An 11,424-nucleotide genomic window follows, 5' to 3' on the forward strand; every position below is an offset into this window, starting at 1 on the left:
TGGTGCGGCCCGCCGTCGCGTACAGCATGGTGGCGACGGCACCGAACGACAGCCAGAAACCGGGCCACAGCACGGCCCACGGATCGAGCAGCACGACGACGCCCAGCGCCAGGCACAGGATATGGACGATGCTGGTGATGCGTCCCAGCCACAGGGCCAGCGCCACCACCAGCAACATATATAGAGTGCGCTGCGCTGGCACGCCGAAGCCGGCCAGCAGCACATAAAGAAAGGCCGCCAGCGCGCCAGCCAGCGCCGCCACCTTTTGCGCCGGCAGCCGCAAGGGCAGCTGCCAGTCGGTAAAGAATGAGCGGCGCCACAGCGCACCCGCGCCCAAGGCGAACAGTCCTGCGATCATGGTGATGTGCAAGCCGGAAATCGAAATCAGATGGCTGACGCCCGTGCGGTTGAACACTTGCCAGTCGGACTGAGGAATGGCACGCTGGTCGCCCACCACCAGCGCCACGATCACGCCCGCATACTGCTTGCCTTCCAGGCTGCGGGCGATGCGCGCGCGCAGCGCTGCGCGGCTGGCCTCCACCACGTTGCCGAAGCCGGGCACGAAGGCGACCAGGCGCGCATTGGGCGTATCGGCGCGCGGCTGCGGCCGCACGTAGCCCGTGGCGCGCACGCCCTGCTCCAGCAGCCACGCCTCGTAATCGAAACCCATGGGATTCGCATTGCCGTGCGGACGCTGCAGCCGCACCGTGAGGCGCCAGCGCTCGCCCGGCTGCACGTCGCCCACGGCGTTCGTCACTGCATCGCGAAAACCCGCGTACCAGGACAGGGCGATCAAGGGCGGCACCTTCGCCCCAACCGCCTTTTCCACGGCAAAGTTGAAGCGCACGCCCTGCTCGAAGCGGTAGGGCAAGCTGGCGATGGTGCCCGTAACAACAATGTCCTGCCCTTCGTCAGCCAGTGCCAATTGCGGCGCCATGGCCGCCTGGGCCAGCCACGCGGCCCAGTAAAAGCCGAGGCCTACGCCAGCGGCGAGCGCAACAACGCAGCGCCAGCGCGCGTGGCGGCGCAGCGCCAGACTAGCCGTCAACCCTGCACCAGCAATCACCCACAGCAGCGTGCCCGCCTGCACAGGCAAGCTTGCCTGCGTCTGCAACCAGGCGGCGCCAGCGGCAAAGCCGAGTATCAGGGTGCGCATAGGGAGGCAGAATCAAGACAGAATCAGCTCGCGGCGAAAAGGGCTCAGCTACTGTGATCGCTTTCGACTGTTTGCCATCTGATCTGGCGCAATGATGCCAAGGATAGAAGTTCAGCACACCATCCGGCACCACCGCAGGCGAAACTTCCCCCATGCTAAGATGGCCATCCGGCGTTCAGGCGCCACGAATTAGCGGATCTGGCATGACCCCACTGACAGCGGCCGAAACCTATTTGCAAGACTTTCACCAAAGACAAGTCGGCGCGACCAGCGCCGCGTTTGCCCACCTGCCGGCCAGTTCGCCTGCCGGGAGTTGGGCTTCGTCCTACGAAGTGTTGACCAGCCTGATACCGGCCGTGGACACGCCCTTGACCGTACTCGACCTCGCCTGCGGCGACGGCCATCTGCTGGGTTTGCTGGCAGCGCGGCAACAGGCGCAGCTGCAACTGCTCGGCGTCGACATGAGCCAGGGTGAACTGGCTGCCGCGCGCGCCGTCCTGCCCCCGTCCGTGCGGCTGCTGCATGGCCGCGGCCAGACGCTGGAACTGCCATCGGCCAGCGTCGATTATCTCGTCTCGCACATGGCGCTGATGCTGATGGACGACATCGAACAAGTCGTGCGCGAAATGCGCCGCGTGCTGCGTCCCAATGGCCAGTTCGCGGCCATCGTCGGCCGCACTTTCTTGCTGGGCGAAGTGAACGACGTTTTCATGCACGTGTTCAAGCCCATCGCCAGCACCGAACTGCCGCCGCTACGCTTTGGTGACCGGCGCACGGGCTCCGAAGCGGGCTGGCGAGAGCTGCTCGATGGCGCGTTTGCGGACGTCGAATTCGACGACATCGACGTACCATGGACGCCCACGCCGGGCGAACTGTGGACGGCCCTGCTGGACACCTACGATATCGACCGCCTGGACGACGGCGCCAGACAGCGCCTGCGCAACGCATTCCTGGATGCCGTGGCGCCGCTGCAAACCGGTGACGGCTTGATCGCCACCGGCTGGGGGCTACGCGCCGTACGCGCTCGAGCGGCCTGAACTGCCATCGTCGCCAGTGACTGCCGGCGTCACCGGCAACAGGCCGCGATAGTGGCTGCCACGGCGCGCAGCACTGCTACTGTCCATTGCAGGTTTGCTGGCAAGCGGACCGTTCGGCGTTGCACTCTGCTTGAGCGGTACCGCCAGCAATGCAAGCACGCCATTCGGCAGCACAAGCGCTAGCGCAGCTTGCAAAGGCTGGCGTCGCGGTCACAGCCAAACCAAGGCCTGACGCAAAAAGAAATGCAGCGAGCTTTTTATTCATGGTGTTCTCCAAAGTTGGATGGCTGATGAATCCCTGCGCGCGCCATCGACTGGCGCAGGGCCACATACACAAGTATGTCGGGTGTCATCGCAAGCTGGCCGTGCGTCAGCGCGAAGTGAAAAGTCCTGCGGCCGCCAGCGAATACTGGAGCACCGCCAAATCAAAGCCGTTCATATAAACGCGGCGTTCCCCAGCCAATAACCAGACCAGCAGCCAGAATAATGCCGTGGATCGCCGTCAATTTCCGATATGTTGAAAACATGCGAAAATTCCCCTCGCGAAATCTGAGGTCATGATCAGCCCGCCATTATTAATTGTCAAGACAATTCAATTCATTTCGTACTATCGAATAATTTCTCGCGCAATGAAAAATACGGTCGCAATAAAATCGATAGAATGGGAAGGTTCGCTCAGTCATGCCGGCTGCTGCTGGCGCATGGGAGCGCGACGACAACGACTCACTGCCTGGCAGACGCAAGAAAACAATCTGCTCGTGATACGAATATCATCACTGTGGATATCAATAGAAACTTACTCTTTGTCATTATCGGCAGTTAAATCTTCATAATCAAATTCACAGAATAAAACAAACTTAATAAAAATACATTCGCGAAATTTCCAAGCGAATAAAATTCATAAAAGAAACTGATAAACACAAAGAACCAGATACCACGCTCCGTGTTCAAGCAAATTGAATTCGACACAATGGAAGCGCCGCGCTGAATTCCAATCAGTTTTTTATCCGGGCCGGGGAATCAGCACTTTAAGAATCAGCGCTCCTGCCACAGCCACTCCGTGCGCCGCAAAAAATCTTTGCCCGGCGCACGGTATAATCGGCCTCGCTTACTTCAACACCCAGGCACGACATGACTTCCTCCCCGCTTCCTCCCGATACATCCACCGACATCTCCGACAGCAGCGACGACAATAACGACGCTACCCTCGTCGCGGAACTGGGGGAGCTGGCCGAGCATATCCGCCTCGTCAAGATGGAAGGCCGCGTCTTCGTGCGCTTTTCCGGCGTGGTCAAGGCGGGTCACCTGGTGGTGCCGTATGCGTTGGTGCCGGCACAGGGCGTGCTGGCGCGGCCGGCCAAGTGGCGCAAGATGGACCGCGAGGCCAAGCTGGCCCTGGTGCGCGAACGGGCCAGCGCGGCCGTGTTCGAGGAGCTGCGCCAGCACGTGATCGATTTCGTCGCCGATATCGCGGGCCTGAGCGAGGATGTGGACACGGACCCGATGGTCTTCCTGCACCCCCTGGCCGACATGCAGACGTCCGAGCCTGCCGGCATGGTGTTCGACCGTATCCGCCAGCGCTTCCATCACGCCATCGAACGCCAGCAGGAAGAGCAGCACGCGGCGCGCACGCGCCAGAGCATCAACCTGGCCGAATACCCCGCCTCGTTCGAGATGGCGCGTCGCCTGCCGCGCCGCTTCATCGCGCTGCTGGGTCCCACCAATTCCGGCAAGACGCACCGCGCCATGGAAGCGCTGGTCAAGGCAAAGAGCGGCATCTACCTGGCGCCCTTGCGATTGCTGGCCCTGGAAAACTACGAGCGCCTGCAGGAAGCGGCGCCGCACGGCAAACCGCTGGCTGTGAGCCTGATCACGGGCGAGGAACGCCGGGTCGTCGACGGCGCCACGCACGTGGCCAGCACGGTGGAAATGCTGGACACGAAAACCGTCGTCGAAGTAGCCGTCATCGATGAAATCCAGATGCTGGCCGACCCTGATCGGGGTGCCGCGTGGACGGCGGCCGTGTGCGGCGCGCCGGCCCACACCGTGTATCTGGTAGGAGCTCCCGAAGCGCGGCGCGCCATTGAGGCGCTGGCCGAGCGCCTCGAATGCCCGCTGGAAGTGCACGTATTAAAACGCATGGCGCCCTTGTCGATGGAGCCGACGGCCGTGCGCAAGGTGCGCAACCTGCGCCGCGGCGACGCCGTCATCGCCTTTTCGCGCCGCGAAGTGCTGATGTGGCGCGACATGATCACGGAAACGGGGCTGTCGGTGGCCACCGTCTACGGCAACCTGTCGCCCGAAGTGCGGCGCGCGCAGGCGCAGCGCTTCCGCGACGGCACGGCCGATATCGTTGTCGGCACGGATGCGCTGGCGATGGGACTGAACATGCCGATCGCGCGCATCGTGATGACCACCTGCGTCAAATACAATGGCCGCGAAGAGGAAGAGATTTCGGCCGCGCTGGCGCGCCAGATCGCCGGGCGCGCGGGCCGCTACGGCGTGCATGAAGAGGGCCTGGTGGCCGGCTACGACAACGAAACACATGAAGTGATGCGCGCCCTGCTGAAGGAAAAGCTGCACCCGCTGAACACGAGCGGCTTTGCCGTGGCGCCGTCGCTCGAGCATCTGCACCGCATTTCATCGGTGACGGGCGAACTGTCGCTGTCAAAACTGCTGCGCCGCTTCATCCACAATATCGACGTGCCGGACGGCTTCTTCTTCCCCCGCATCACGGAAGACCAGAAGGAGCGCGCTGTCTGGCTCGACACCCTGCCCCTGTCCGTGGCCGACAAGTTCACTCTGTCGCTGGTGCCGATATCGAGCAAGGTGCCGTCCTTGCAAACGGCGTGGGAACACTGGGCGAAGAATCTGTCGCAGGGAAAAGTCAGCACCTTGCGCCAGCATGCGTACGGCGGCGGCACGCAGAATCTGCAGCAGGTGGAAGACACTTGCCGCTACTACTCGGCGTATGCGTGGCTCAGCTACCGCCTGCCCGAATTCTTCCCCGATATCGCCGTAGTGCAAAACCTGTCGCGCGATGCGTCGGAACGGGTCGATTCCATCCTGCGCGCGCACAATGCAGCATCGCGCGGACGCTCGAAGAAATTCAGGTAAACGTCAACGGAGTGGCCAGAACCAGACCTCGCCGCAATCCCAGTAGCATTCGGTACCGCACACCTTCACGCCGATGGAGGGCAGCAGGATGTCGATATGCCCGCCTGCGCCGCCCAGGTAGCCGGGAATGCGGAAGAAGGCGACGATGCCCTGGCGCTGACCGATGCCTTCGATGGCCGCATCGGCAGCGAACTTTTCGGGCGCGCCAAACATCGACGGGCTGGCCAGCATGTGCGCGAGCTTGGCCTGTCCCGGTTCGATCAATGCATCCTTGAACGGTCCCTTGCGGATGGCCATGCGGCCCTTGACCTTCACGCCGGCCTTGATCAGGGCCAGGCTGACGCGGATGGCGCAGGTGTTGGCAAAGCTGTCCTTGCCGATCAAGTCTTCCCAGCCGATTTCGCGGAACAGGGCCGCCTGGTCGACGGCCGCCACGCTCGAGTAATTTTCACGCAGATTGATGAATGCAGGTTTCACGCCAGCCTCCCGTCGTCCCTGGTCGACAGGGAATATCAGGCCGATTGTAGGACGATGCGGCCGCCCCGCACTGAGCGAGGTCAAGCGTAAGCCGACAACACCTGTAACGCCAACAATGATGTCGGATTACGCGCGGCGTTGCCCCGCTAATCCGACCTACACGTACGAGACCGGTGAAAGTTATGGTTTGCCCGGCGCCGCATAATGCAATTTCAGCACCAGCCCATTATGGTCGTCAGCCATATAAATATCGCCGTCCTGCCCCAGCTTCACGTCGACGGGCGCGCCCCTGCCCTGCTTGCCCTTGCGCTCCCAGTTGCTGATCAACTCGACGGACTTGCCCAGCGGCGCACCGGCCTTGTCGGGCAGCAGGGCCACCAGGCGGTGGCCATTGCTGCGGTAGCCGTGGTAGCCGATGATCAGGCTATTCTTGTACAGCGCCGGGAAGCGGCTGGCCGTGTAAAAGGTCATACCCAGCGGCGCGGCGTGGCCTGGCAGCAGGCGCTCGGGCGCCGCATATTGGGCGTCGCAAGCCGTCTTCGGATATTCGGGACTGGCGACATTGTCGTCATAGCAGTACGGCCAGCCGTAGTGCCGGTCGGACTTGATCAGGTTGAGTTCCTCGTGCGGCAGGTTCTCGTCGCTTTTCAACTGCGGCATGGCGGCCTGGATGGCGTCGCGCGAGTTTTCCGCCTGCCACAGCTCGCCCGTCGCAGGGTGAAAAGCCAGTGCCATCGAATTGCGCAAGCCGCGCGCATGCGTGCGCCAGCTCGTCACCGTGCCAGCCGGCCAGGCCATCGTGTATTCGCGGATGGCGCCCAGCGCTTCCAGCCCCTCCGCCGAAGGACAGGCTTTGGCCGGATCGGGCGCCTTGCCGTCGTTCTCGCAATGGTCGGTGCTCGAGCCCACGTTCACGTACAGGTCGCCCTTGGGGCTGAAGCGCATATTCGTCAGCAGGTGCAAACCGAGGCCCGGCAGGCGCGGCGTCTTGGACGTGCCGCCGATCACGTCGGTGAGCTTGCGGGTGGTATCGCGCAGGTCGAAGCGGAAGATGCGCCCTACTTCGCCCACGTAGACCATGCCGTCCGGCCCCTGCACGATGCCGTTCGGGCGATCGAGCTTATCGAGCAGCAGCTTGCGCTCGTAGCCGCCACCGGCCGCCTTGGGCTGCAACAGCCACAATTTACCCTGCTTCGGCGCCCATCCCGTCATGTCGGTGACGAGGATGTCGCCATTCGTCAGCGGCAGCACGCCGCGGGGGAATTTCAGGCCGTCGGCCAGCACGGCCACGCAAAAGCCGGCCGGCGTAGCGACGTCGAGACGGGGCAAGCCGTCGCACTGGGCGCCGGTCGCCGCCATAACGGGAGCGAACGCACCGGACAGGCAAGTGGCCAGGATGATCTTGTTATTCATTGTGGTCTCATTCCATCAAAGGTAATCGGGGCATCACGGCGCGCGCGTTGGCGCTGGTGGCAATGGCCACGTCGGCCAATGCCAGGCCGCGCAGCTCGGCCAGCACGGCGCCGATGCGCGGCAATTCTTCGGGGCTGTTGCGGCCAGGGTGCACCCAGGCCGGGGAAATATCGGGCGCGTCCGTCTCCAATACGATGGCGTCCAGGGGCAATTCCGTGGCCATGCGGCGTATCTGCAAGGCGCGCGTAAACGTCATGGCGCCGCCAAACCCCAGCTTGAAACCGAGGTCGATATAGCCCTGCGCCTGCTGGAAGCTGCCATTGAACGCATGGGCGATGCCGCCGTTCGGACGGATCTGGCGCGCGTGCTTGAGGACGATATCCTGCGAGCGGCGCACGTGGGTGAGCACGGGCAGGTCGAAGTCGCGGGCGATTCTCAGCTGCTCGCGCAGAAAATGCTCCTGCTTGATGCGCATGGCCGGTTCGCACAGCATGGGAATGAAGAAATCGAGGCCGATCTCGCCGATGGCGACAAAACGCGGGTCATTCATGGCCAGCGCCACAGCCTCGCGCAGGGCGATCAAATCGTCTTCGGTGGCGTGCGGCACGTAGATCGGGTGGATACCCAGCGCATAGCAGGCGTTGGGCGCCGCTGCCGCCAGATCGCGCACGATGGCGAAATTGGTCCGTTCGACAGCAGGGATGACGATCATGCCCACGCCCTGCTGCTGCGCGCGCGCCGCCACCTGCAGCGATTCATCGCCGAATTCATGCGCGTCGAGGTGACAGTGCGTGTCGATCCACAGCATGGCGGTTCCTTAATTAATATTGGTACGGCTGCAGCCCTTCGTCCGTCAGGCGCAGCACACGGTCGCAGCGCTTGGCCAATTCGATGTCGTGCGTGACGATGACGAAGGCCGTGCCCAGGGTGCGCGACAATTCCAGCATCAGGTCGAAAATCTGTTCGGCCGTGGCGTGATCGAGGTTGCCCGTCGGTTCATCGGCCAGCACGCAGGCCGGTTGCGTGACGAGGGCGCGGGCCAGGGCTACGCGCTGGCGCTCGCCGCCCGATAATTCACCGGGCGTGTGCGTGACCCGCTTGGCCAGGTTCACGCGCGTGAGGATTTGCTGCGCCAGTTCGGTGGCGGGCGCGCGCTTCATGCGGCGGATCATCAGCGGCATGGCGACGTTGTCGAGCGCGGAAAACTCGGGCAGCAGGTGGTGGAACTGGTACACAAAACCCAGCGAGGCATTGCGCAAGTCGCCGCGCGCCTTTTCGCTGAGATTGGCGAAGTCCTTGCCCAGCAGGGTGACTTTGCCGCTGGTGGGCGTATCGAGGCCGCCCAACAAGTGCAGCAAGGTCGATTTGCCGGAGCCGGATGCGCCGACGATGGCGACCCGCTCGCCGCGGTGGACGTCGATGTCGATGCCGGCCAGCACCTGCACCTTGTAGCTGCCCTGCGTGAAAGTCTTGCCCAGGCCGCGGCAGGAAAGCACGGCGGAATCAGCGGAAGCGCCGTTGGAGGCAGGTTTGTTCAGATCGGTCATGGTCGTAGTCAGTGGTTTATTCATAGCGCAGGGCTTCCGCAGGTTTCACGCGGGCAGCCCACCAGCTTGGGTACAGGGTGGCCAAAAAGGCGAGGATCACGGCCAGCACGCCGATCTTGGTGACGTCGGGCCAGCGCAGGTCGGACGGTACGGTGCTGATGAAATAGATGTCCTTGGAGAGGAACTGCACGCCCAGCAGGTGCTCGATGAAGGGCACGATGACGTCGATGTTCATGGCCACCAGCACGCCGCCGCCCACACCGAGGATCGTGCCCAGGATGCCCACCAGCGCGCCCTGGATCATGAAGATCTTCATGATGGAACGGGGCGAAGCGCCCAGGGTGCGCAAAATCGCGATATCGGCCTGCTTGTCCGTCACCGTCATCACCAGGGTCGAGACCAGGTTGAAGGCGGCCACCGCGATGATCAGGGTCAGGATGATGAACATCATGCGCTTTTCCGTCTGCACGGCGGCAAACCAGTTGGCGTTCAGCTTGGACCAGTCGCGCAGCCACAGGTCGCCCGGCATGGTTTTTTTCAGTTCCGCCGCCACTTGCGGCGCCTGATTCATGTCAGCCAGGCGCAAGCGCAGGCCCGATGGGCCGTCGAGGCGCAGCAAACGCTGGCCGTCTTCGATATTGATGAAGGCCAGGCCCGCATCGAATTCATTGTGGCCGGCCTGAAAGATGCCGCTGACGGTAAAGCTGCGCATGCGCGGCAGCACGCCGGCCGGCGTGACCTGGCCCTGAGCCAGCATCAAGGTGACTTTTTCGCCAAGGTTGACGCGCAAGGCGCGCGCCAGCTCGATGCCCAGCACAATATTGAAGGTGCCCGGCTGCAGCGCCTTGAAGCTGCCCATGCGCGTCTGGCCGGCCACGTCGGAGACGTTCGGCTCTTCCTCGGGCAGCACGCCGCGCACGATGGCCGGGCGCAGCGCATCGTCGCGCAGCAGCATGCCCTGTGTTTCCACGAACGGCGCGGCGCCCTTCACGGCTGGATTCTTGAACGCTTGCGCAGCTTCCGCGCGCCAGTCCGGCATGCTGCCGCTGTTGTCGAACACTTCCACGTGGGCCAGCACGGACAGCATGCGGTCCGTCACTTCCTTCTGGAAGCCGTTCATCACGGACAGCACGACGATCAGCGCCGCCACGCCCAGGCCGATGCCGGCCACGGAAATGAGCGAGATGAAGGAGATAAAACTGTTGCGGCCAGTGCGCTTGCCGGCCCGCGTGTAGCGCAGGCCGACCAGCCATTCGAAGGGAAGATTTTTTAACATGCTCATTAATTCGTTAATTCTCAGGGGTCTGACCCGCCGGGTCTGACCCCGGCAGTTTGTTGATCAGTCAATTACTCATACCGCAGCGCCTCGGCCGGCTTGACACGCGCGGCGCGCCAGCTCGGGTAGATGGTCGCCACCAGCGCCAGGCCAAAGGCGATCAGGCCGATCTGCGCCACGTCCAGCCAGTGCACGTCCGACGGCACGGCGCTGATCTGGTAGATTTCCTTCGAGATGAAGTGCAGGCCGAAGATGCCTTCGATGAAGGGCACGATGACGCCCACGTTCAGCGCCAGCACGACGCCGCCGATCACGCCCAGCGCACTCCCCAGCAAGCCGACCAGCGCGCCCTGGATCATGAAAATCTTCATGATGGAGAACGGCGAGGCGCCCAGGGTGCGCAGGATCGCGATATCGGCCTGCTTGTCAGTGACCGACATCACCAGGGTCGAGACGAGGTTGAACGCGGCCACGGCGATGATCATGCTGAGGATGATGAACATCATGTTCTTCTGGCTTTGCACCAGCGCATACCAGCTGGCACTGGCGCGCGACCAGTCGCGCATCCACAGCTGGCCCGGCATCGACGCTTTCAATTCGCGCGCCACCTGCGGCGCCTTGTTCATGTCATGCAGGCGCAAACGCAGGCCGGACGGGCCGTCGAGCTGCAGCAGCTGCTCCGCATCCTGCATGTTGACGAAGGCCAGGCTGCCATCGAGTTCATTGTGGCCCGCCTCGAAGATGCCGGCGACCTTGAGCGCGCGCATGCGCGGCATGACGATGCCGTTGGCCGGATCGCCCGCCCTCGGCTCGCGTTCCAGCATCAGGGTGACGTTCTGCCCCACTTTCACATCAAGCGCCTTGGCCAGGTCGATGCCCAGCACGATGTTGTACGAGCCTGGCGTGAGATCGTTGAAACTGCCCTGCTTCATCTGGCTCGCCACGCTGGAGACGGTGGCTTCCTGCTGCGGCAGCACCCCGCGCACGACGGACGGGCGCATGGTTTCGTCGTTGAGCAGCATGCCCTGGGTTTCCACGAACGGCGACACGGCCTTGACTTGCGGGTTGGCGTAGGCGGCGCGCTCCTGCGCCTGCCAGTTCGGCATGGAGCCGCTGGTATCGAACACCTCGACGTGGGCCAGCACCGACATCAGGCGGTCCGTGACCTCCTTCTGGAACCCGTTCATGACGGACAGCACGACGATCAGGGCGGCCACGCCCAGGCCGATGCCGGCCACGGAAATGAGGGAGATGAAGGAAATGAAGCTGTTGCGGCCACTGCGTTTCCCGGCGCGCGTATAGCGCACGCCGACCTGCCACTCGAAGGGAAATTGTTTGATGATGCTCATGCGCTCCCGCGACAACGATGATATGCGAGCGCGCAGTGTGCCACATAATGGG

General features: G+C 63.2%; 10 protein-coding genes. 3 read left to right on the forward strand and 7 right to left on the reverse strand.

What is annotated here, in order from left to right:
- On the reverse strand, window positions 1–1,156 hold a 1,156-nt coding region (locus tag JAB6_RS23410; protein WP_139143488.1), incomplete at its 3' end, for a ComEC/Rec2 family competence protein.
- 203 nt (window positions 1,157–1,359) lie between these two features.
- Between JAB6_RS23410 and JAB6_RS23415 the strand changes: the two genes are divergently transcribed.
- From JAB6_RS23415 to JAB6_RS23420, 3 genes are all read left to right on the forward strand, one after another.
- A complete protein-coding gene (locus tag JAB6_RS23415) occupies window positions 1,360–2,193 on the forward strand; it encodes a class I SAM-dependent methyltransferase (protein ID WP_070304948.1) in 834 nt (277 codons plus the stop codon).
- A 149-nt stretch (window positions 2,194–2,342) separates the two neighbouring features.
- On the forward strand, window positions 2,343–2,636 hold the full coding sequence (locus tag JAB6_RS29145) for a hypothetical protein (RefSeq protein ID WP_139143489.1): 294 nt from the start codon (window positions 2,343–2,345) through the stop codon (window positions 2,634–2,636).
- A 688-nt stretch (window positions 2,637–3,324) separates the two neighbouring features.
- A complete protein-coding gene (locus JAB6_RS23420) occupies window positions 3,325–5,310 on the forward strand; it encodes a helicase-related protein (RefSeq protein WP_070304950.1) in 1,986 nt (661 codons plus the stop codon).
- A gap of 3 nt (window positions 5,311–5,313) precedes the next feature.
- On the opposite strand, the gene JAB6_RS23425 is transcribed toward JAB6_RS23420, so the two are convergent.
- The 6 genes from JAB6_RS23425 to JAB6_RS23450 form a co-directional block, all read right to left on the reverse strand.
- Entirely contained in the window at window positions 5,314–5,787 is a 474-nt protein-coding gene (locus JAB6_RS23425; protein WP_070304952.1) for a T6SS effector amidase Tae4 family protein, read from the reverse strand.
- Window positions 5,788–5,967: 180 nt separating this feature from the next.
- Window positions 5,968–7,200, reverse strand: coding sequence for a sorbosone dehydrogenase family protein (locus JAB6_RS23430; protein ID WP_070304954.1), 1,233 nt, complete (start codon window positions 7,198–7,200; stop codon window positions 5,968–5,970).
- Between the two features lie 7 nt (window positions 7,201–7,207).
- The gene (locus JAB6_RS23435; protein ID WP_070305060.1) at window positions 7,208–8,005 is read right to left on the reverse strand and encodes a TatD family hydrolase; all 798 of its coding nucleotides are present in this window, start codon (window positions 8,003–8,005) and stop codon (window positions 7,208–7,210) included.
- A 16-nt stretch (window positions 8,006–8,021) separates the two neighbouring features.
- Window positions 8,022–8,747 carry a lipoprotein-releasing ABC transporter ATP-binding protein LolD gene (gene lolD, locus JAB6_RS23440; protein WP_034788536.1) on the reverse strand — a complete coding sequence of 242 codons (726 nt, stop codon included), beginning with the start codon at window positions 8,745–8,747 and terminating at the stop codon, window positions 8,022–8,024.
- 16 nt (window positions 8,748–8,763) lie between these two features.
- Window positions 8,764–10,029, reverse strand: a complete 1,266-nt coding sequence (locus JAB6_RS23445) for a lipoprotein-releasing ABC transporter permease subunit (RefSeq protein WP_070304956.1) — start codon at window positions 10,027–10,029, stop codon at window positions 8,764–8,766.
- A gap of 65 nt (window positions 10,030–10,094) precedes the next feature.
- Window positions 10,095–11,372 (reverse strand): lipoprotein-releasing ABC transporter permease subunit, encoded by a 1,278-nt coding sequence (locus JAB6_RS23450; protein WP_034755457.1) that lies wholly within the window; start codon window positions 11,370–11,372, stop codon window positions 10,095–10,097.
- Between the last annotated feature and the right edge of the window lie 52 nt (window positions 11,373–11,424).

It is taken from the genome of Janthinobacterium sp. HH104 (assembly GCF_001758715.1).
In the GTDB taxonomy this organism is placed as follows: domain Bacteria; phylum Pseudomonadota; class Gammaproteobacteria; order Burkholderiales; family Burkholderiaceae_D; genus Janthinobacterium; species Janthinobacterium aestuarii.

What these genes read in the sequence shown, in the direction of transcription:
- JAB6_RS23430 (WP_070304954.1), bottom strand. Translation starts at nt 7,200, where the DNA reads ATGAATAACAAGATCATCCTGGCCACTTGCCTGTCCGGTGCGTTCGCT.
- JAB6_RS23445 (WP_070304956.1), bottom strand. Translation starts at nt 10,029, where the DNA reads ATGAGCATGTTAAAAAATCTTCCCTTCGAATGGCTGGTCGGCCTGCGC.
- lolD (WP_034788536.1), bottom strand. Translation starts at nt 8,747, where the DNA reads ATGACCGATCTGAACAAACCTGCCTCCAACGGCGCTTCCGCTGATTCC.
- JAB6_RS23450 (WP_034755457.1), bottom strand. Translation starts at nt 11,372, where the DNA reads ATGAGCATCATCAAACAATTTCCCTTCGAGTGGCAGGTCGGCGTGCGC.
- JAB6_RS23420 (WP_070304950.1), top strand. Translation starts at nt 3,325, where the DNA reads ATGACTTCCTCCCCGCTTCCTCCCGATACATCCACCGACATCTCCGAC.
- JAB6_RS23415 (WP_070304948.1), top strand. Translation starts at nt 1,360, where the DNA reads ATGACCCCACTGACAGCGGCCGAAACCTATTTGCAAGACTTTCACCAA.
- JAB6_RS29145 (WP_139143489.1), top strand. Translation starts at nt 2,343, where the DNA reads ATGCAAGCACGCCATTCGGCAGCACAAGCGCTAGCGCAGCTTGCAAAG.